The sequence below is a fragment of the Novosphingobium sp. genome (assembly GCF_036820275.1).
In the GTDB taxonomy this organism is placed as follows: domain Bacteria; phylum Pseudomonadota; class Alphaproteobacteria; order Sphingomonadales; family Sphingomonadaceae; genus Novosphingobium.
Genome location: NZ_DAISLT010000038.1, coordinates 1 through 19,180, shown reverse-complemented (window position 1 = coordinate 19,180; position 19,180 = coordinate 1). Strand labels below are relative to the sequence as shown.

Sequence of the window (19,180 nt, the reverse complement as noted above, 5' to 3'; positions counted from 1 at the left end):
CCTAACCGCTAGACGAAGGGGCCATTTCCGGGTTGCGCCGGAGGCAGGACCGGCCCTCTAGCGGGGGGGCGGTGGGGGGTCAACCCCCTCATCGATAATAATTTGAACTCTCTGTGACACTTGCTGTCAGGGCCGCGAAAATCTGCCGTTTTCAGTCGGCAAAGGCGGCGTCGTCGATGTGAAGTTCGGCCTGTGGACGGCTGCCCCAGTCGTCGATTTTCGCACGCCCCGCTAGCCAGAGGCGGCGACCCTGCGAATTGTGGAGCAGGGCCTGTCCCATTTCGCTCTCGGCCGAGCGGAAGGCCATGGCCTTGAACCGGCCGCCGTCCCGCCCGCCGACGATCAGGCGTACGTGATCGGCGCCCACGGTGTCGGCCTTGATGACGTGCACCGGTCCGACCGCCACGCGCGGCCCCGGCCAGCCCATGCCGTAGGGGCCGGCGCTTTCCAGCTTCTCTACCAGGTCCGGAGTGAGGCCTCCCGGCGCCAAAGCGAGATCGAGCAGCATCGACTGGTTGGCGCTGGCGCGCGAGACATCTGCGGCCAGCAGCGAGTCGAGCCATTCGGAAAGTGCTTCCAACTTGTCCGGCGCGATGGTCAGGCCTGCCGCCATGGCATGGCCGCCGCCCGCCACCAGCAGCCCTGCCTCGCGCGCGGCGATGATCGCGGCGCCAAGATCGACGCCGGGGATCGAGCGGCCCGATCCCTTGCCGTTGCCCGCCTCGTCGGCATCCATGGCGATGACGAGGGTAGGCTTTCCGGTCTTTTCCTTGATCCGCCCGGCAACGATGCCGATCACGCCCGGATGCCAGCCCGCGCCCGAGAGAACCATGACCGCGCGGTTATGCTGGCGCTCGATCTGCGCTTCGGCAGCTTCCTGCACGACTTGCTCGATGCCGCGTCGCTCGTCGTTTAGGCGGGAGAGCTGGGCGGCGATCTCGCGCGCCTCGTCCGCGTCGGTGGTGGTGAGCAGGCGCACGCCGAGCGTCGATTCCCCCACGCGTCCACCGGCGTTGATGCGGGGGCCAAGCGCGAAGCCGAGGTCCGAGCAGGTCGGCGCGCGGTTGAGGCGGCTTGCATCGATCAGGGCGGCCATGCCGATATTGTCGCGCTTCGCCATGACCTTGAGGCCCTGCGCCACCAGTGCGCGGTTGAGGCCGTGGAGCGCGGCGACGTCCGCCACCGTACCCAGTGCCACGAGATCGAGGAGGGCGAAGAGGTCGGGTTCCCGGCGATCCTTGAAGAAACCGCGCTTGCGCAAGGTGCGCAAGGTGGCGACGGCAAGCAGGAAGGCGACGCCGACAGCGGCGAGATGGCCGTGTCCCGCCGCCACTTCGTTTTCGTCGAGACGGTTGGGATTGACGAGCGCAGCGGCGCGGGGAAGCACGGCGGCGCACTTGTGGTGATCGACGACGATCACGTCCACGCCCGCGCCGTGGGCCATTTCGAGAGCCTCGTAGGCCATGGCGCCGCAATCGACGGTGACGATCAGCCGGGAGCCTTCCCCGGCGATGCGGACGAGGGCCTCGCCGCTCGGGCCGTAGCCTTCGAGCAGGCGGTCGGGAATGTAGTAGTTCGCCTCGTGGCCCAGTTGGCGGAGCAGCAGGATCAGCAGCGCTGCGCTCGTCGCTCCGTCGACGTCATAGTCGCCGTAGACGGTCATCGGCTCGCCCGTCATGACGGCGTGCGCCAGTCGTTCGGCGGCGACGTCCATGTCGCGGAATTCGGAAGGGTCGGGCAGGAACGAGCGCAGGGAGGGGCTGCGGTGACGCTCCAGGTCCTCGCGCGGGACGCCGCGAGAGAGCAGGATCTGGGTGACGATATCGTCCTCAAGCCCGCCGGGGAAGCCTGAGGAACTGTCGGAAAGGTCCATGTTGCCGCCCCGCCAGCGCCAGGCCTTGCCGGTGAGGGAACGTTCGATGCCGAAAACGGAAGTTACAGGTCGCGAAGCCATGGCGATGCGATTAGACTAACTGGCACTGCGCGGAAAGGGCGGCTCCGAGCGAAAGGAGAGAGCGATGCTCGCTATAGTCTGGCACAGCCGTACCGGCGCTGCGCGCGCGATGGCGGCGGCGATCGCGCAAGGCGCGGGAGAGCAGGGGGTGTTGTTGGGCGCGGCGGAGGCGATGCCTGCGATCCTGCTGGGTGCCAGTGGCTACATCTTCGTCTGTCCCGAGAACCTCGGCAGCATGTCGGGGCTGATGAAGGAGATGTTCGACCGCTGCTATTATCCCATGCTCGGGCGCGTGGAGGGACGCCCCTATGCCACGGCCATCGCTGCGGGATCGGACGGTGCGGGCGCCCAGGCGCAGATCGATCGGATCGTGACCGGGTGGCGGCTGAAGCGCGTGGCGCCGCCGCTGATCGTCAATCTGGGCGCGCAGACGCCGGAGCAGATTCGCGCGGAAAAGACCGTTTCGGACCAGAACCTTGCTGCCTGTCGAAGGCTTGGAGAAGCCTTTGGTGAAGGTCTGGGACTGGGCATCTTCTGAAAAGCCGCCGTTTCGGTTTCATTCGTCAGTAAACGGACTCGACGGACACGCCGAACTATAGGCTTAATATGGGCGTGAACACGACAGGCCTCGATATTCTGGAACCTCATTCCCTGCGCCGTGACGGGCGCTTGGGAAATGCACCGCGCAACGGCGTTTCGCTGTTCTTTCCAGCGGGGCAGCGCCCTTCCGCCGCAGCGATTGCCGCCCTTCTCGATGCCGAGCCGGGAACAGGCACAGGCGGCCACGTCACGGCGCGGGTATCGCATCGTCCGCCGGATAGGGCCGGATGGGTGGAACTTCTCGCAAACGGCCTGACATTCGATCTTGCCGGTTTGGCGCCTGCAACGCCCGCCCCGCTGACGGAAATCGCGCAGGAACATGGCTTCGACGGCGCCTGTTCGCTTGAAGGGTTGGAAACGGTCGAGCTTGTTCCCGGCGGCCACATCGTTGGTGGTGCGCGGCTGCTTCCGGTCATTCGCGTTCTCGCGGGTCTGGCGGCAAGCCTGGCGCTGAAACTTCCGGTAGCCGCCGTGGGCTGGCAATCCGCGCAGACCGTTATGGAGCCGCGTTACTTCGCGCAGATCGTCGTGAACTGGCTGGCTGGAGGCGCTTTTCCTGCACTCGGCCTGACGGCGCTGCTGCGCGCGGAGGACGGCAGCATTGCTTCGAGAGGTCTTGCCCGCTTTTCCGGACAGGAAATGCAATTGGAAGCCGCTGCCGGAGAGTCTCCGTCAGACAGTCTCAAGCTTGCCATTCGCGTCGTGGATTTTCTCGTTCGCCAAGGCAAACTGGCGGCGCCGCGGGAAATCGATTCGCCGCGTGGCCGTCTGCTGGTGGAGCCGTCGCAGACGGGGCGGCAGGTCTGGGTCTGGCGCCAGAACTGAATTCTCCGCACTGATCTTCATTTCATCCGCTGAGACAGCCACTTTCCTTTCGCGCGGTCAATCGCCGAGGTCGGCCGGACTATGATGCAGGCCTGCAGCGACACCACCTGCTTCCCTTGCAGATTGGGCGAAAGGAGTGCTTTCGAGCGCTTTTCAATGCAATGGGAGGCGTGCGCATGCGTTTCGAGGATTTTCGCCGGAACGGCCTGCTGCTTCCCTGCAACGAGATCGCCAGCATCCGGTTGGGATTGCCGCTCCATCGCGGACCGCATCGGCGCTACAGTGAACTGGTGAGCGAGCGGATCGGGCAGATCGAGGCAGCCTGGGCGCGATGCTGCAGCTGCGATCCGAGCGGTGCGGCCATCGAAGCGAACATGCGCGTGGATCTGTTGCAACACGCTCTGCGCAAATTGCTGCTTGGCGGATCGAGGCGATGGCCGAAGCTCAATTACGACGATCCCCAACAGGCCGAACCGGATTTTTCGGAATTGGACGCGCTTTCCGAAACGCTGTGGCGGGGAACGGCCTCGCCACAGTCCGAACGCGTTCAGCCCATGCCGGTGCGGCAAGCCAGTTCGTCACGCGCGGAACGATACTGGGCTTCGAATTCCGCCACCCTTTCCTCGACAGAGGTGATCGAGGAAATGGCGCCGATACCCTGTCCCGATCCCCAGATGTCCTTCCAGGCCTTCGCCGCCGTATTGCCGCCGGAGCCGAAGTCCATCTGGCTCTTGTCGCCTTCGGGGAGATTGTCCGGATCGAGTCCCGCCGCCTTGATCGAGGCGCGCAGATAGTTGCCGTGCACGCCGGTGAAGAGGCTGGAGTAGACGATATCGCCTGCATTGCCGTCGACGATGGCCTGCTTGTAGGCTTCGGCGGCATGGGCTTCGCGCGTAGCGATGAACGGGGTCCCTACATAGGCGAAGTCGGCACCCATGGCCTGAGCGGCCAGGATCGAGCGGCCGCAGGCAATGGCGCCGGACAGTGCAAGCGGGCCGTCGAACCAGCTGCGGATCTCCTGCGTCAGCGCGAAGGGTGATTGCGGACCGGCATGTCCACCCGCACCCGCGGCCACGGCGATCAGGCCGTCTGCCCCTTTTTCTACCGCCTTTCGGGCAAACCGATCGTTGATCACGTCATGAAAGACCATGCCGCCCCAGCCGTGGACGGCGGCATTGACCTCGGGAATCGCACCGAGCGAGGTGATGACGAGCGGGACCTTGTGTTGTTCCAGAACCTTGAGGTCGTCTTCCAGCCGGTTGTTGCTCTTGTGAACGATGAGATTGACTGCAAAAATCGATCCACAACCATCTGTTTCTTCAGAAATCTGTGACAGCCATTCATCCAGCTGGCTGGAAGGCCGGGCATTCAGCGCCGGAAAGCTACCCACCACGCCCGAACGGACCTGGGCCACGACCAGTTCGGGGGTCGAGACGATGAACATCGGAGCCGCAATCACGGGAAGACGCAGATTCTCGAAAGGTGCGGGAAGGGTCATTTTCGGTCCGTTTAAGTGATCGATTAAATGGGCATAGAGTGCCTGCAATCGCCTGTCGAGAGGCGCGGCGTACCGCCCCGGCGTTGCCTGGCCCCCACCGGTTCGAAAGCACGTGACCGGGGTGGCGCCTCATCATAAACAACGGTGTCGATTATAAGAGGGCTGCGCAAGTCGGCCGCCAGGAGAGGGATTGTGCCATGTCCGACCAAGCTGTCGCGGAATTCGATTGCTCCGATATCGATCAGTACCTGGGGAAAGTCATTGATTCCTCGCCGATCCGTGAGCCGCTCGGAAACAACGATATCCGGCGTTGTGCACAGGCAATGCATTATCCGAGCCTGCTCCATTTCGACCCGGCCTTCGCTGCCGCCAGCCGTTATGGAAAGCTGGTTGCGCCGCAGAGCTTTCCGATCGTGATGGACGACGGTCACGGCACGGCACCGTCCTGCGTGGGCTGCATTCCGAATTCGCATCTCCTCTTCGGCGGGGACGAGTTCTGGCACTATGGCCCGCGCGTGTTCGGCGGCGATGTCGTGACCAACGAGCGCATTCCTTTCGATTACATCGTCAAGAATACCGGCTTCGGCCCGACCTGCTTCCAGCGCGGCGACAACTTCTATCGCAACCAGAACGGCGACCTGATCGCCAAGCAGCGGTCGACGGCGATCCGCTATCTGGCTCACGCCGGCGGGGATACGGTGAACGAGGCGGAGTTCGACGAACCGGTGTGGAGCGAAGGGGAGCTGGAAGAACTGGAAGCACGCAAGTTTGCCTGGATCCGGATGCTGCACGATCTCGGTCATGCGGAGCGGTGGTGGGACGACGTCCAGGTTGGCGATCAACTGCCCGAGCGAGTCTTCGGGCCGCATACCATTGCCAGTTTCACGACCGAGTGGCGGGCCTTCCTCTTCACCACCTGGGGAACGCTCGATCGCCGCGAACTCGATCTTGCCGCGCTCGGATTTACGCCGGAAATGGCCGGGCACGAGAACGATCCGCATATGGAGCGCATCAACCCCGAATTGACCGACGGCGCCTATTTCGGCCCGTCTCGCGGGCATCTCTTTCCCAAGTACGCGCGCAAGATCGGCATGCCCCGGGCTTATGGCTACGGAGCCTCGATGGGAGCCTGGGTGACGGACTATCTGTCGGGCTGGGCGGGCGAATGGGGCATGGTCGTTCATTCGACCGCGAACTACCGAGGCCCGGCGCTTTCCGGCGATGTGACGATCCAGACTGCCGAAGTGGTCGACAGGATGGTGGATGAGCAAGGGCGCCATCTCGTGCAGGTGAAGCACAAGATGGTGAACCAGAAGGGGATGCTGCTGTGCGCGGGCCTTGCCGAGATCGCCTTGCCGAAGAAACCGGGGTAACGGGTGCGTCCCTCGACAAGCCGTCAGGTGAGCGAGGGCCTGTTCCTGCCTTTCGATCCCGGCCAGGCGAGCAAGGCCAGGTAAGCCAGCCCGAAAGCCGGGAAAATGGCCCAGTCGATCCAGTCGACGACATTCTCGGCCGCGGCGCGGACGTTCCACCCGAAAGCGAGTTGCAGGACGTCCAGCAAGAGCAGGCGCGCTGCACCTGCGGCAAGGGCGAGGCTCCACCAACCGCTGCGTCCGAAATCGTGTAGCCGCCGGACTGCAAGGGCCGGTACCGGAACCGCGCAGATCAGGGCGATCGCCAGAGCTATCCATCCGGATGCGGGATCTTCGGTTGCCCAGGAAGTTACGCTGGAGAGGATGGCAATCACCGGCGCCGCGGCGAGAAGATAAGTCCATACATCGGTGCGAGAAGATCGGCCTGTAAAGGTCACGCTATGCCGGATCGTGAGGCGCAGACTGTCCAATGCGCCGGCTCTCATCGCGGCAGGCCGTCGGGTTGCGGGCCGTGGCTGGACTGGTCGAGCCCGGCGCGCTCCGCGTCTTCGGACACGCGCATAGGGAAGGCAAGGGACGCCATCAACGCGATTATCGCCGTTGCCGGGGCTGCCCACAGAATGACCGCGCCGAGACCTATGGATTGTGAAATTACCTGCGATACCATTGTATTGGAGCCGGAATATCCGACTCCTCCGAGGTTCGGAGAGAGAAACGGACCAAGCAGGATCGAACCCAGCATTCCGCAGAGGCCGGGGATGGCGAAGACGTCGAAGGCATCGTCGAGGTGCAGGCCCCGGCGGATGAGTGGGCGGATATGGTAGGCTGCCAGCGCGCCGATTACGCCGAATACCATGGCCGCGCCCGGCGAGACATAGCCTGCCGCCGGGGCGATCGTCGCCATGCCTGCAAGGATACCCTTGGCCAGCCCTTGCGCGGTGACGCGGCCGGTTGCCCGTCGTTCGGCCGCTGCCCAAGTCATGGTCGCTGCCGCGATGGCAATATGGGCGGCGATCATGGCCGCGGCGGCATCGTCGTTGGCGGCGAGGGCCCAACCTCCGCACACCCCGAGGGCGCCGATCCAGGCCAATGCTGCTCCCGTCAGGGAAAGCGCCGGGCTTCGCGGCTGCGGCAGGTCGCCGGGAAAACCGAGGCGGCGACCCAGGATCGCAACGACCACCAGTGCGGAAACCCCGGCACTGGCGAAGATCACCAGGCCGCCGCTCCAGTCGAGGACGCCGAAACGGCGGGCCAGCCAGCCGCCGCCCCAGATCCAGTGGGCGATCGGTGCTTGCACGACGAGCGTCCAGAGCGCGCAGAATGCCACGACCCAGCCGAAACGGGCGCGCTCGGCCCAGGCACCGATCATCAGCGCGGGGGCTAGCCCGGCCAGGGCGATCTGGAAGAAGGCGAAGGCGCTTTCGGGCGTACTCGTGCCCTGGCGGACATTGCCGAGCTGCCCCAGCATCCAGGCGTTGCCGCTGCCGAGCCAGCCGTTTGTGACGTCGCCGAAGGCCAGAGTATAGCCCACGATCGGCCAGAGCAGCGTCACGGCCGCGACGACGGCGGCCGACTGGATCAGGATCGACAGTCCGTTCCTGGCATCGGCGCGACCCGAATGGTAAAGCGTGATGCCGGGCAGGAAGAGAAGCAGGACAAGCGCCGCGCAGGCCATGATCCAGGCGGTATCGCCGCTGTTAGCCAGGTCGATTCGTCCGGCCTGCGCCATGGCAGGAGCAGGCATGGCCGCCAGCGCGCCGAAAATGGGCGTGAGCCCGCGTCTCTTCATCGGTGTTCCCCATGGACGGCCGCGGGCGGTCGTCTTCCGGGGGTAGGTCTAGAACAGGGAAGCGGTCGGGCACAAGCGATTGCGCCGGCGTGCGTTTCCGGGGTTTCAGGCGAGTTCCGGGATTACCTGGTCCGGAGGGCGATGGCCGTCCGCCCAGAAGCGGATATTGGCGATGATCCTTTCGCCCGCGGCCTGACGTCCTTCGAAAGTCGCACTGCCGAGATGAGGCAGGGCAACGAGGTTCGGTAGGACGAGCAGTCGGGGATCGACATCGGGTTCACGGGCGAAGACGTCCAGCCCGGCCCCGGCGATACGGTTTTCGGTGAGGGCCGCGATCAGGGCGTCCTCGTCCACCAATGATCCGCGCCCGGTGTTGATGAGGCCAGCGGTCGATTTCATCAGCGACAGGACGCGTGCGTCGACCAGCGGAGCGCCGCCGGATCGGGCCGGGCAATGCAGCGTGACCACGTCGCTTCCGGCAAACAGCGCGTCGAGGTCCGGTTCGTAATGGGCGGTGCATTCGGCCTCGATGGCCTCGGGGAGGCGATGGCGGTTGTGATAGGCCACTTCCATGCCGAAGGCGCGGGCCCTGCGGGCCACGGCCTGGCCGATCCGCCCCATGCCGACTATGCCCAGGCGTTTGCCATTAAGGCTCATCCCGAGCATCTCGGAAGGCCCCCAGCCACGCCATCCGCCTTCGTGAAGAATGCGAGAATTGCCAAGGAACCTTCTGGAAACGAACAGAATAAGCGCGAAAGTCAGATCGGCGGTGTCTTCGGTAAACACGGCGGGAGTATTGGTGACGAGAATGCCGCGCCGGTGGGCCGCTGCCACGTCGATATGTTCGGTTCCGGCACCGAAGTTGGCGATCATCCCGAGTGTCTCTCCGGCCCCGGCGATCAGGTCCGCATCGATCCGGTCGGTCACGGCGGGCACCAGAACGTCGCAGCGCTGCATTGCTTGCGCCAGCTCGGGGCGCGTCATCGGGGTGTCTTCGCGATTGAACTCGGCATCGAAAAGTTCCGCCATTCGCGCCTCCACGGCAGGCAGGAGGCGGCGGGTGACCACGACGCAGGGGCGGCCGGTCAGCTTGGGCGCAAGCGGCGTTTCGGTTACCAGAGTCATCTCGAAAACCGGGCTAGGCCTTCCACAGGCCGGGGGTCAAGAATGCTTGAAGAAGCCTCTTGTAACAGAGTATGAAACAGCGATGTTTTCTCGCAAAGTTCGACAGTCGATCATGGCGGCCTGTGCCGTGGCGATCTCCTCCCTGACCGGCACCGCGCATGCGGCCGACGACGACAAGGTGCCGTACTGGGCCTCGGTCGACACCGATCTTGCGAATCTCCGCGTAGGTCCGGGCGAATCGTACAGGATCGACTGGGTCTACCGGCGGCCGCACCTGCCGGTGAAGGTCCTGCGCCGCGAAGGGCCGTGGCGGCTTGTCGAGGATCCCGACGGCACCAAGGGCTGGATGCGGGACCTGCTGCTTTCCCGCCAGCGCTCCGCGCTCGTCAAAGGCGCCGGAGGCAAGGCGCCGGTGGAGATGCGGGCCGAGGCCAATTCCTCGTCGGCAATGCTCTGGCGGATCGAGCCGGGCGTGGTCGGCCTGCTTGGTGCTTGCAAGGAGGGCTGGTGCCCGTTCGACGTCCAGGGCCACAAGGGATTCGTGGAGCAGGAGATGCTCTGGGGTGTGGGGGCACCCTGAAATTACGATCCTGAGATTACATTCTTAAATTGCCGGAAACAAAGAAAAACCCCCGCCGCAAGGACGGGGGTTTCTTCTTGAGAGCCGGATAAGACGATCAGGCCAGTTCGATCGCCACGGCCGTCGCTTCGCCGCCGCCGATGCAGAGCGAGGCGACGCCCTTCTTCAGGCCCTTTGCCTTGAGGGCATTGATGAGCGTGACGATGATGCGGGTGCCCGAGGCGCCGATCGGATGGCCGAGCGCGGTGGCGCCGCCGTTGACGTTGACCTTGTCATGCGGGATGCCGAGGTCGTGCATGGCGAACATGGCAACGCAGGCGAAGGCCTCGTTGACTTCGAACAGGTCGACGTCCGAAAGTTGCCAGCCCACCTTGTCCAGCAGCTTGGTGATCGCGCCGACCGGGGCCGTGGTGAACTTGGCCGGTTCATGGGCGTGGGCGGCGACACCCACCACGGTGGCGACCGGGGAGAGACCCTTGTCCGCCGCGACGCTGGCGCGGCTCATGACGACGGCGGCGGCACCGTCCGAGATCGAGCTGGACGTGGCTGCGGTGATCGTGCCGTCTTTGGCGAAGGCAGCGCGCAAGGTGCGGATCTTGTCGGCATTGCCCTTCGGCGGCTGCTCGTCGCTATCGATAACGACTTCGCCCTTGCGGGTCTTGACGGTCACCGGAACGACTTCGTCCTTGAACGCGCCGTTGGAGATCGCTTCCTGTGCGCGGCGCAGCGATTCGATCGAATAGTCGTCCTGGTTCTCGCGGGTCAGCTGGTACTCGTCCGCGGTAACCTGCGCGAAGGAGCCCATCGAGCCGCCTTCGTAGGCGTCTTCCAGGCCGTCGAGGAACATGTGATCGTAGAGCGTGTCGTGACCGGCGCGCGCGCCGGACCGGTGCTTCTTCGACAGGTAGGGGGCGTTGGTCATCGATTCCATGCCGCCCGCGATCAGCAGGTCGAGCGAGCCCGATGCCAGGGCCTCTGCACCCATGATCACGGTCTGCATGCCCGAACCGCAGACCTTGTTGACGGTGGTGGCCTCGACCGACTTGGGCAGGCCCGCCTTCAGTGCGGCCTGGCGGGCAGGGGCCTGGCCGAGACCGGCGGGCAGCACGCAGCCCATGTAGATGCGTTCGATGTCTTCACCGGCGACTCCGGCACGCTCGACGGCGGCCTTGACGGCGGTCGCTCCGAGTTCGGTTGCCGAGACGTCGGCAAGGGCGCCCTGGAGGCCTCCCATCGGGGTACGGGCATAGGAAAGTATGACAATCGGGTCCGAAGCCGAGATCTGGGCCATTATTATGTTGCCTTTCACGCGTTGAAAATCAGGTATCCTTGACAGGAGAGGTAGTGCTGCACTGCACCAAATGCAATTGGCGAGTCCTCTCTTGTCGTCGCCGAACATGCTCCATCACGGAGGCGTTTGGAGGAGGTCCTTTGCGGCGATTTTCGCAAGCTGGATGCGAATTCTTGCATCCGTGCGGCAATGGAAAGGTTTGGCGTTGAAATTGCCCGATCTCCCGCCTTCTGCGGGTTTCCACTTGGTGCGGCATCGTAACGAACCATTTCGCCCCTGAAGTTGTTGCGAATCACTCGCAACACCGCAGAGTTCCGCCATTTATTCCGTTTCGACACCCTTGCGGAGGGCAGGGGGCTGGCCTAAGAGCGCCCGCAACGACCGGGCACTGCTTTGGCATGAGTCCGGCTACCGTATCCGGTATGAGGCCAGAACCATTGACTGATCTGTCACAATACCTGCCGATCCTGATCTTTCTCGCGGTAGCTCTCGCGCTTTCGTCGGTGATCGTGCTGCTGCCGCTGGGCGTTTCGCGCCTGACCGGCACCCACAACCCCAGCGCCGACAAGAACAGCGAATACGAGTGCGGCTTCCCCGCGTTCGAAGATCCGCGCAGCCAGTTCGACGTGCGCTTCTATCTCGTGGCGATCCTTTTCATCGTCTTCGACCTTGAAGCCGCGTTCCTGTTCCCCTGGGCAGTCTCGCTCAAGCTGACCGGTTGGGCCGGTTGGCTGACGATGATGGTGTTCCTCGGTGAACTGGCCATCGGCCTCGCCTATGCATGGAAGAAGGGAGCTCTGGACTGGGAATGAGCACGCTCGTTAACTCCGCCGGTCAGCCTCTCGCTCCGGCACTCGCTCAGGGCGGCGCGATCGTGCCGCCCGATCAGGCCTTTTTCAAGGACCTCAACCAGGAAGTGTCCGACAAGGGCTTCCTCGTCACTTCGACCGAGGAACTCTTCCAGTGGGCCCGTACCGGCTCGCTGTGGTGGATGACTTTCGGTCTCGCATGCTGCGCGGTCGAGATGATCCACGTCAACATGCCGCGTTACGACATGGAGCGCTTCGGTGCCGCGCCGCGCGCGTCCCCGCGTCAGTCCGACGTGATGATCGTGGCCGGCACGCTGTGCAACAAGATGGCTCCGGCGCTCCGCAAGGTCTACGACCAGATGTCGGACCCGAAGTACGTCATCTCGATGGGCTCGTGCGCCAACGGCGGCGGTTACTATCACTACAGCTACAGCGTCGTGCGCGGCTGCGACCGGATCGTTCCGGTCGACATCTACGTACCGGGCTGCCCGCCGACCGCGGAAGCGCTGCTCTACGGCATCATGCAGTTGCAGCGTAAGATCCGCCGCGTCGGCGCGCTCGAAAGGTAAAGGGCACGATGACTGTTCTGCATTCCGCCCCCAGGTTCGCGTCGAACGAAGGCGTGATCGAGGCTCTTTCGGCCGCACTGGGCGAAATGGTTGTCGCGACCAAGGAAGAGCACGGCGAAGTCGTGCTCACCGTCGCGCGCGACCAGATCGAAAACGCCCTTCGCCTGCTGCGTGACCGTCACGAATACCAGCAGCTGATGGAAATCGCCGGTGTCGACTATCCGTCGCGTCCCGAGCGTTTCGAAGTCGTCTACATGCTGCTTTCGGTGACGAAGAACCATCGCCTCATGGTGAAGGTCTCCGCGGCCGAGAGCACCCCGGTTCCGACCGTGACCACGCTCTGGCCCAACGCCGGTTGGCTCGAACGCGAAGTGTTCGACATGTACGGCGTGATCTTCGCCGGTAACCCGGACCTGCGCCGCATTCTCACCGACTACGGTTTCGAGGGCCATCCGTTCCGCAAGGACTTCCCGCTCACCGGCTATGTCGAGCTGCGTTACTCGGAAGAGGACAAGCGCGTGGTCTACGAGCCGGTCAAGCTCGCGCAGGACTTGCGCCAGTTCGACTTCATGAGCCCCTGGGAAGGCGCCGAATACGTGCTTCCCGGCGATGAAAAGGCCGAAGGAGAGGCGAAATGAGCATCCAGCTCGAACAGTCGCCGACCACCGGCGATGAAGTCATCACCAACTACACGATCAACTTCGGTCCGCAGCACCCTGCGGCCCACGGCGTTCTGCGCATGGTCATGGAACTCGATGGCGAGATCATCGAGCGCATCGACCCGCACGTCGGCCTGCTGCATCGCGGCACCGAAAAGCTGATCGAGCACAAGACTTACCTCCAGGCGCTGCCGTATTTCGACCGCCTGGACTACTGCTCGCCGCTGGCCATGGAACATTCCTATGTCCTGGCGATCGAGAAGCTGCTCAACCTCGAAGTTCCGATCCGCGCGCAGTACCTGCGCGTGCTGTTCGCCGAGCTGACCCGCATCTGCAACCACATGCTCAACATCGGCTCGCACGTCATGGACGTGGGCGCGATGACCCCGAACCTGTGGCTGTTCGAAATCCGCGAGGACTGCCTCAACTTCTTCGAGCGTGCATCGGGCGCCCGCATGCACTCGGCCTGGTTCCGCCCCGGCGGCGTCCACCAGGACGTGCCGCTCAAGCTGCTGACCGACATCGCCGACTGGCTCGACACGCGCCTGCCGGAGCTGTTCGAGGACGCGATGAGCCTCGTGGTCGACAACCGCATCTTCAAGCAGCGCAATGTCGATATCGCGCTGGTGAGCAAGGAAGACGCGCTGGCCTGGGGCTTCTCCGGCCCGATGATCCGCGGCGCGGGCATCCCCTGGGATATCCGCAAGTCGCAGCCTTACGACGTCTATGACCGCATGGACTTCGAGATCCCCGTCGGCACCAACTCTGACTGCTACGACCGCTTCATGGTCCGCGTCGAGGAAGTGCGCCAGTCGGCCCGGATCATGAAGCAGTGCCTGGCCGAGATGCCCGAAGGCCCGATCGCTTCGAGCGACCGCAAGGTCGTTCCGCCCAAGCGCGGCGAGATGAAGCAATCGATGGAATCGCTGATCCATCACTTCAAGCTCTACACCGAAGGCTTCCACGTGCCGGCCGGTGAAGTCTACGTTGCCACGGAAAGCCCGAAGGGCGAATTCGGCGTCTATCTGGTGTCGGACGGCTCGAACAAGCCGTACCGCTGCAAGATCCGCCCGACCGCCTTCTCGCACCTCCAGGCGATGGACTTCATGTCGAAGGGGCACATGCTCCCCGACGCGACCGCCATTCTGGGCGCCATCGACGTGGTGTTCGGGGAGTGCGACCGTTGAGCAAGCTCGCTATCGCCGAGGCCATGATCGCCGCCTACAACGCGCAGGACGCCGATCTCTACGTGACCTACATGACCGACGAAGCCAGCGAAGCGAACTATCGCGGCGCTGTCGTTCGCGAGGGCAAGGAAGGCACGCGCTCGGGCCTCAAGACGGCTTTCGCCAAGTGGCCCGAGAACAAGGCCGAGATCGTCTCGCGCGAAGAGACCGACAACTATGTCGTCTTCCGCGAGCACGTGACGCGCGGCCCGGCGACGGACGGTTCCGATCTCGTCGAGCCTTTCGACGTTCTCGCCGTCTACAGCTTCGAGGGCGACAAGTGCTCGCGGGTTGAGTTCATCCGATGAAATTCAACACGCTCGAACTGACCCGCATCTGGGCCGCCGTTACCGGTGTGGCCCTTGCGGTGTGGTATTTTGCCGCCGTCTATCTCGATCTCCAGCCCACGGCCGTGCTGCCGATGCTGGTGACCGCGATCGGCGGTTTCGAATTGTTTCTTTTCGGCCAGGACCAGTGGCTGAAGCGCAGGGGTAAGCATGGCTGACCGCTATATCGAACCCGACACGCCCGAACTTCGGGCCCGTTGGGGCAATTTCGCCTGGACCGCCGAAAACGCCGAAAAGGCGAAGGATGTCGTGTCCCGCTATCCCGCAGGGCGCCAGCGCTCGGCGGTGATGCCGCTGCTCGACCTCGCCCAGCGCCAGGTCGGGGCCGAGCTGAACACGCAAGGCTGGCTGCCGATCCCGGTGATGGAATACATCGCCGCCTATCTCGACATGCCGGTTATCCGCGTGGTCGAGGTCGCGTCGTTCTACACCATGTACAACATCGCGCCGATCGGCCGGTTCCACGTGCAGGTCTGCGGCACCACGCCGTGCATGCTGCGCGGGTCGGACGATCTGCTGGCGACCTGCAAGTCGCGCGGCATGAAGAAGGGCCACATCTCGGAAGACGGTCTCTGGTCGTTCACCGAGGTCGAGTGCATGGGCAACTGCGCCTCGGCGCCGATGGTCCAGATCAACGACGACAACTACGAAGACCTCACGTCGGACCGCCTCAACGCGGTGCTCGACGCGCTGGCACGTGGTGAGACGCCGAAGGCCGGCACCCAGGACCCCGCCCGTCACACCGTCGAACCGGTGGGCGAGCCGACCAACCTGGTCGCGATGATCACCGAAAACCATGACTATCGGAGTGAGTGGTAATGGCTCTCCTCGATAAGGATCGCATCTTCACCAACCTCTACGGCTACCAGCCGTGGAACCTGAAGGAAGCGCAGGCGCGCGGCGCCTGGGACAACACCAAGGCGCTGATCGAGCGCGGCCGTGACGCCATCATCGACGAGATGAAGGCATCGGGTCTGCGCGGTCGCGGCGGTGCGGGCTTCCCCACCGGCATGAAGTGGTCCTTCATGCCCAAGCAGCCGCCGCTCGACCAGAACGGCAACCCCAAGCCCAGCTTCCTCGTGATCAACGCGGACGAATCCGAACCGGGTTCGTGCAAGGATCGCGAGATCATGCGCCACGATCCGCACCTGCTGTTCGAAGGCGCGCTGGTCGCGGGCTTCGCCATGGGCGCACGCGCGGCCTACATCTACATTCGCGGCGAATATATCCGCGAAGCCGAAGTGCTCTTCGCCGCGCGTGAAGAGGCCTATGCAGCCGGTCTGCTGGGCAAGAACGCTGCCGGTTCGGGCTACGACTTCGACGTCTTCGTCCACCGCGGCGCCGGCGCCTACATCTGCGGTGAAGAAACCGCGATGATCGAGAGCCTCGAAGGCAAGAAGGGCCAGCCCCGCCTGAAGCCGCCGTTCCCGGCCGGCGCGGGCCTCTACGGCTGCCCGACCACGGTCAACAACGTGGAATCGATCGCCGTTGCGCCGACGATCCTGCGTCGCGGCGCCGCGTGGTTCTCCAGCTTCGGCCGCGAGAACAACAAGGGCACCAAGCTCTTCCAGATCAGCGGGCACGTGAACCGTCCCTGCGTGGTCGAGGAAGAGATGTCGATCCCGTTCAGCGAACTGATCGAGCGTCACTGCGGTGGCATTCGCGGCGGCAAGGACAACCTGCTGGCGGTGATCCCCGGCGGTTCGTCGGTTCCGCTGGTTCCGGCTGCCGAGATCTGGGACGCGCCGATGGACTTCGACGGCCTGCGCGCCGTCGGTTCGGGCCTCGGTACCGCAGCCGTCATCGTCATGGACAAGTCCACCGACATCGTCCGCGCCATCAGCCGCCTCTCGTACTTCTACAAGCACGAGTCCTGCGGCCAGTGCACCCCCTGCCGCGAAGGCACGGGCTGGATGTGGCGCGTGATGGAGCGCCTGCGCACCGGCGACGCGGAAGTCGAGGAAATCGACATGCTGCAGCAGGTGACCAAGCAGGTCGAAGGCCACACCATCTGCGCCCTGGGCGACGCTGCGGCGTGGCCGATCCAGGGCCTGATCCGTCATTTCCGTCCGGAGCTTGAGCGCCGGATCGCCGAAAACGTCCGCGAGGCTGCCGAGTAATGCCCAAGGTCAAAGTCGACGGCGTCGAGATCGACGTCCCCAACGGCGCAACCGTGCTGCAGGCCTGCGAGCTTGCCGGCAAGGAAATCCCGCGCTTCTGCTATCACGAACGCCTGAGCATCGCCGGCAACTGCCGCATGTGCCTGGTCGAAGTGAAGCCCGGACCGCCGAAGCCCCAGGCTTCGTGCGCGCTTCCGGCCTCCGAAGGCCAGGAAATCCGTACGGATTCCGAAATGGTCAAGAAGGCGCGGGAAGGGGTGATGGAGTTCCTCCTCATCAACCATCCGCTCGACTGCCCGATCTGCGATCAGGGCGGCGAGTGCGACCTTCAGGACCAGTCCGTCGCTTACGGTCGCGGCGCTTCGCGCTACGACGAGAACAAGCGCGCGGTCACTGAAAAGTACATGGGTCCGCTCATCAAGACGACGATGACGCGCTGCATCCACTGCACCCGCTGCGTGCGTTTCTCGGAAGAGATCGCCGGCGTGGACGAGATCGGCGCGCTTTATCGCGGCGAGAACATGCAGATCACGACCTATCTCGAACATGCTGCCAAGCACGAGATGTCGGCCAACGTGATCGACCTTTGCCCGGTCGGCGCGCTCACCTCGCGTCCCTACGCCTTCGAAGCCCGTCCCTGGGAACTCAAGAAGACGCTGGGCATCGACGTGTCGGACGCCACCGGCGCCAACATCCGCATCGATGCGCGCGGCCGCGAAGTGCTGCGCGTGCTTCCTCGTAACAACGATGACGTGAACGAGGAATGGATCAGCGACAAGGCGCGCTACATGGTCGACGGGCTTACCAAGCGCCGCCTCGACAAGCCGTTCCTGCGCCGTGACGGCAAGCTCGTAGCGGTCAGCTGGAACGAGGCGTTTGCCGCCATCGCCACGCTGAACCCGGGCAATTCGATCGCCGCCGTCGCGGGCGACATGGTCGATTGCGAAACGATGTTCGCCGCCAAGAAGCTGGTCGGTGCGCTCGGTTCGAAGCTCATCGAAGGTCGCCAGACCGGGATGGACTACGCGACCGACAGCCTCGCCGCCGTCAACTTCAACACCACCCTCTCGGGCATCGAGACCGCTGACGCGATCCTGATCGCCGGCAGCAACGTGCGCTGGGAAGCCCCGCTGCTCAACGTCCGCCTGCGCAAGGCGGTCAAGCGCGGCGCCAAGGTGTTCCTCGTCGGTCCCGAGTGGGAAACCACTTTCGGCGGCGAGTTCCTGGGCGAAGACCTCTCGGTCCTCGGCAACCTTCCGCAGAACGTCGCCGATGCGCTGTCGAACGCCAAGCGTCCGGCCGTCATCCTCGGCGGCGCGGCGCTCGGCCGTGGCGGCCTGGAAGCAGGCCTCGCGCTTGCCGCCCAGTTCAACCTCGTTCGCGATCTTGAAGACGGCACCAAGTGGAACGGCTTCAACGTCCTCCACATGGCGGCGGCCCGCATGGGCGGCCTGATGCTCGGCTACGCGCAGAAGGGCGGCATTGCCGACCTCGTCGCCGCCAAGCCCAAGGTCGTGCTCGCGCTCGGCGCCGACGAAGTGGACTTCACCCAGTTCGCCGGTTCGATGATCGTCTACATCGGTCACCACGGCGACAAGGGCGCCCACGCGGCGGACGTGATCCTGCCGGCTTCGGCCTACACCGAAAAGGCTGGCACTTACGTCAACACCGAAGGACGCGTTCAGTGGGCCGACAAGGCCGTCTTCGCACCGGGCGACGCCCGTGAGGACTGGACGATCCTGCGCGCGCTCGCCGATGCCTTCGGCGTGACCGTCGGTTTCGACACCTTCGATCAGCTGCGCGACGCAATGATCGCGGAAGTTCCTGCACTTGGCAGCGAAGGGCTCGCCGATTACGGGAACGTCCTGCCGAACGGCGGCGGTTCCGCTGCCGGTCAGATCGCCTATCCGATCAAGGACTTCTACATGACCAACCCGATCGCCCGTGCGAGCGCCGTCATGCAGCGTTGCTCGGCCGAACTCCTGCACGGAGAAGAGATCGCGGAGGCCGCGGAATGACCGCTTTCTTCCAAACTCTCGGGATGAGCTACGAGTGGGCATGGTTCGTGTCCACCATCTGCGGCATTCTGCTCATCGCGCTGCCGCTGATGCTGGCCGTGGCGATGATCATCTATGTCGATCGCAAGATCTGGGCCGCCATGGCGCTGCGCCGCGGTCCCAACGTGGTCGGCCCGTTCGGCCTGCTCCAGTCCTTCGCGGACGGTCTGAAGGTCTTCCTCCAGGAAACCATCATTCCTTCGGCGGCGAACAAGGGCCTGTTCCTGATCGCGCCGATCGTGACCTTCACCCTGGCGCTGCTCTCCTGGGCGGTGATCCCGTTCAATTCGGGCGCGATCCTGGCCAACATCAACATCGGCCTGCTCCTCGGGCTCGGGCAGTTCGTCACGACCTTCGC

Annotated in this window: 19 protein-coding genes, 1 tRNA gene and 2 pseudogenes (1 of these 22 cut by a window edge); 15 read left to right on the top strand and 7 right to left on the bottom strand. The window is 64.3% G+C overall.

Annotated elements, in window-relative coordinates; translation table 11 throughout:
* Together V7066_RS22645 and recJ are read right to left on the bottom strand one after the other, a co-directional pair.
* Positions 1–23, bottom strand: a tRNA-Glu gene (locus V7066_RS22645) (it extends 152 nt beyond the left edge of the window).
* Positions 24–151: 128 nt separating this feature from the next.
* A complete protein-coding gene (gene recJ, locus V7066_RS22640) occupies positions 152–1,954 on the bottom strand; it encodes a single-stranded-DNA-specific exonuclease RecJ (protein ID WP_334185229.1) in 1,803 nt (600 codons plus the stop codon).
* 64 nt (positions 1,955–2,018) lie between these two features.
* Here recJ and V7066_RS22635 point away from each other — a divergent pair, with 64 nt between their 5' ends.
* The 3 genes and pseudogenes from V7066_RS22635 to V7066_RS22625 all read left to right on the top strand — a co-directional run.
* Positions 2,019–2,492, top strand: coding sequence for a flavodoxin family protein (locus tag V7066_RS22635; protein WP_334185228.1), 474 nt, complete (start codon positions 2,019–2,021; stop codon positions 2,490–2,492).
* A 74-nt stretch (positions 2,493–2,566) separates the two neighbouring features.
* Positions 2,567–3,379 carry a hypothetical protein gene (locus tag V7066_RS22630; protein WP_334185227.1) on the top strand — a complete coding sequence of 271 codons (813 nt, stop codon included), beginning with the start codon at positions 2,567–2,569 and terminating at the stop codon, positions 3,377–3,379.
* Between the two features lie 29 nt (positions 3,380–3,408).
* Positions 3,409–3,648: pseudogene (locus V7066_RS22625) on the top strand (AHH domain-containing protein); the annotation flags it as partial.
* Between the two features lie 278 nt (positions 3,649–3,926).
* On the opposite strand, the gene V7066_RS22620 reads toward V7066_RS22625, so the two are convergent.
* Entirely contained in the window at positions 3,927–4,877 is a 951-nt protein-coding gene (locus V7066_RS22620; protein WP_334185226.1) for an NAD(P)H-dependent flavin oxidoreductase, read from the bottom strand.
* Positions 4,878–5,074: 197 nt separating this feature from the next.
* Between V7066_RS22620 and V7066_RS22615 the strand changes: the two genes are divergently transcribed.
* Complete coding sequence (locus V7066_RS22615; RefSeq protein ID WP_334185225.1) at positions 5,075–6,250, top strand: FAS1-like dehydratase domain-containing protein; 1,176 nt, start codon at positions 5,075–5,077, stop codon at positions 6,248–6,250.
* A 23-nt stretch (positions 6,251–6,273) separates the two neighbouring features.
* Here the strand turns inward: V7066_RS22615 and V7066_RS22610 are convergent, their stop codons facing one another.
* From V7066_RS22610 to V7066_RS22600, 3 genes are all read right to left on the bottom strand, one after another.
* On the bottom strand, positions 6,274–6,720 hold the full coding sequence (locus V7066_RS22610) for a DUF805 domain-containing protein (RefSeq protein WP_334185224.1): 447 nt from the start codon (positions 6,718–6,720) through the stop codon (positions 6,274–6,276).
* An 11-nt stretch (positions 6,721–6,731) separates the two neighbouring features.
* Complete coding sequence (locus V7066_RS22605; RefSeq protein WP_334185223.1) at positions 6,732–8,039, bottom strand: ammonium transporter; 1,308 nt, start codon at positions 8,037–8,039, stop codon at positions 6,732–6,734.
* A 105-nt stretch (positions 8,040–8,144) separates the two neighbouring features.
* On the bottom strand, positions 8,145–9,164 hold the full coding sequence (locus V7066_RS22600; RefSeq protein WP_334185222.1) for a 2-hydroxyacid dehydrogenase: 1,020 nt from the start codon (positions 9,162–9,164) through the stop codon (positions 8,145–8,147).
* A 112-nt stretch (positions 9,165–9,276) separates the two neighbouring features.
* On the opposite strand from V7066_RS22600, the gene V7066_RS22595 reads away from it, so the two are divergent.
* The gene (locus V7066_RS22595) at positions 9,277–9,744 is read left to right on the top strand and encodes an SH3 domain-containing protein (RefSeq protein WP_442947362.1); all 468 of its coding nucleotides are present in this window, start codon (positions 9,277–9,279) and stop codon (positions 9,742–9,744) included.
* 97 nt (positions 9,745–9,841) lie between these two features.
* Here V7066_RS22595 and V7066_RS22590 read toward each other — a convergent pair whose 3' ends face one another.
* On the bottom strand, positions 9,842–11,035 hold the full coding sequence (locus tag V7066_RS22590) for a thiolase family protein (RefSeq protein WP_334185220.1): 1,194 nt from the start codon (positions 11,033–11,035) through the stop codon (positions 9,842–9,844).
* Between the two features lie 437 nt (positions 11,036–11,472).
* Here V7066_RS22590 and V7066_RS22585 point away from each other — a divergent pair, with 437 nt between their 5' ends.
* The 10 genes and pseudogenes from V7066_RS22585 to V7066_RS22540 form a co-directional block, all read left to right on the top strand.
* A complete protein-coding gene (locus V7066_RS22585) occupies positions 11,473–11,847 on the top strand; it encodes an NADH-quinone oxidoreductase subunit A (protein WP_021234985.1) in 375 nt (124 codons plus the stop codon).
* On the top strand, positions 11,844–12,413 hold the full coding sequence (locus V7066_RS22580) for a NuoB/complex I 20 kDa subunit family protein (RefSeq protein WP_334185219.1): 570 nt from the start codon (positions 11,844–11,846) through the stop codon (positions 12,411–12,413). The genes V7066_RS22585 and V7066_RS22580 overlap by 4 nt, the downstream gene beginning before the upstream one ends.
* A gap of 8 nt (positions 12,414–12,421) precedes the next feature.
* Positions 12,422–13,033, top strand: a pseudogene (locus V7066_RS22575) (NADH-quinone oxidoreductase subunit C); the annotation flags it as partial.
* A gap of 14 nt (positions 13,034–13,047) precedes the next feature.
* On the top strand, positions 13,048–14,259 hold the full coding sequence (locus V7066_RS22570; protein WP_334185218.1) for an NADH-quinone oxidoreductase subunit D: 1,212 nt from the start codon (positions 13,048–13,050) through the stop codon (positions 14,257–14,259).
* Complete coding sequence (locus V7066_RS22565; RefSeq protein ID WP_334185217.1) at positions 14,256–14,606, top strand: nuclear transport factor 2 family protein; 351 nt, start codon at positions 14,256–14,258, stop codon at positions 14,604–14,606. The genes V7066_RS22570 and V7066_RS22565 overlap by 4 nt, the downstream gene beginning before the upstream one ends.
* On the top strand, positions 14,603–14,803 hold the full coding sequence (locus V7066_RS22560; RefSeq protein WP_147215127.1) for a hypothetical protein: 201 nt from the start codon (positions 14,603–14,605) through the stop codon (positions 14,801–14,803). Before V7066_RS22565 ends, V7066_RS22560 begins: the two co-directional genes overlap by 4 nt.
* Complete coding sequence (locus tag V7066_RS22555; RefSeq protein ID WP_334185216.1) at positions 14,796–15,464, top strand: complex I 24 kDa subunit family protein; 669 nt, start codon at positions 14,796–14,798, stop codon at positions 15,462–15,464. The genes V7066_RS22560 and V7066_RS22555 overlap by 8 nt, the downstream gene beginning before the upstream one ends.
* On the top strand, positions 15,464–16,765 hold the full coding sequence (nuoF, locus tag V7066_RS22550) for an NADH-quinone oxidoreductase subunit NuoF (RefSeq protein ID WP_334185215.1): 1,302 nt from the start codon (positions 15,464–15,466) through the stop codon (positions 16,763–16,765). Before V7066_RS22555 ends, nuoF begins: the two co-directional genes overlap by 1 nt.
* Complete coding sequence (nuoG, locus tag V7066_RS22545; protein WP_334185214.1) at positions 16,765–18,783, top strand: NADH-quinone oxidoreductase subunit NuoG; 2,019 nt, start codon at positions 16,765–16,767, stop codon at positions 18,781–18,783. Before nuoF ends, nuoG begins: the two co-directional genes overlap by 1 nt.
* Positions 18,780–19,180, top strand: a 401-nt coding sequence (locus V7066_RS22540) for an NADH-quinone oxidoreductase subunit H (RefSeq protein WP_334185213.1), incomplete at its 3' end; no start/stop codon positions are given. The genes nuoG and V7066_RS22540, both read left to right, overlap by 4 nt.

Bases quoted from the DNA above. Each gene is read 5' to 3' on its own strand.
- V7066_RS22615 (WP_334185225.1), top strand. From the start codon at position 5,075: ATGTCCGACCAAGCTGTCGCGGAATTCGATTGCTCCGATATCGATCAG.
- V7066_RS22595 (WP_442947362.1), top strand. From the start codon at position 9,277: ATGGCGGCCTGTGCCGTGGCGATCTCCTCCCTGACCGGCACCGCGCAT.
- recJ (WP_334185229.1), bottom strand. From the start codon at position 1,954: ATGGCTTCGCGACCTGTAACTTCCGTTTTCGGCATCGAACGTTCCCTC.
- V7066_RS22590 (WP_334185220.1), bottom strand. From the start codon at position 11,035: ATGGCCCAGATCTCGGCTTCGGACCCGATTGTCATACTTTCCTATGCC.
- V7066_RS22570 (WP_334185218.1), top strand. From the start codon at position 13,048: ATGAGCATCCAGCTCGAACAGTCGCCGACCACCGGCGATGAAGTCATC.
- V7066_RS22620 (WP_334185226.1), bottom strand. From the start codon at position 4,877: ATGACCCTTCCCGCACCTTTCGAGAATCTGCGTCTTCCCGTGATTGCG.
- V7066_RS22580 (WP_334185219.1), top strand. From the start codon at position 11,844: ATGAGCACGCTCGTTAACTCCGCCGGTCAGCCTCTCGCTCCGGCACTC.
- nuoF (WP_334185215.1), top strand. From the start codon at position 15,464: ATGGCTCTCCTCGATAAGGATCGCATCTTCACCAACCTCTACGGCTAC.
- V7066_RS22635 (WP_334185228.1), top strand. From the start codon at position 2,019: ATGCTCGCTATAGTCTGGCACAGCCGTACCGGCGCTGCGCGCGCGATG.
- nuoG (WP_334185214.1), top strand. From the start codon at position 16,765: ATGCCCAAGGTCAAAGTCGACGGCGTCGAGATCGACGTCCCCAACGGC.
- V7066_RS22605 (WP_334185223.1), bottom strand. From the start codon at position 8,039: ATGAAGAGACGCGGGCTCACGCCCATTTTCGGCGCGCTGGCGGCCATG.
- V7066_RS22600 (WP_334185222.1), bottom strand. From the start codon at position 9,164: ATGACTCTGGTAACCGAAACGCCGCTTGCGCCCAAGCTGACCGGCCGC.
- V7066_RS22560 (WP_147215127.1), top strand. From the start codon at position 14,603: ATGAAATTCAACACGCTCGAACTGACCCGCATCTGGGCCGCCGTTACC.
- V7066_RS22555 (WP_334185216.1), top strand. From the start codon at position 14,796: ATGGCTGACCGCTATATCGAACCCGACACGCCCGAACTTCGGGCCCGT.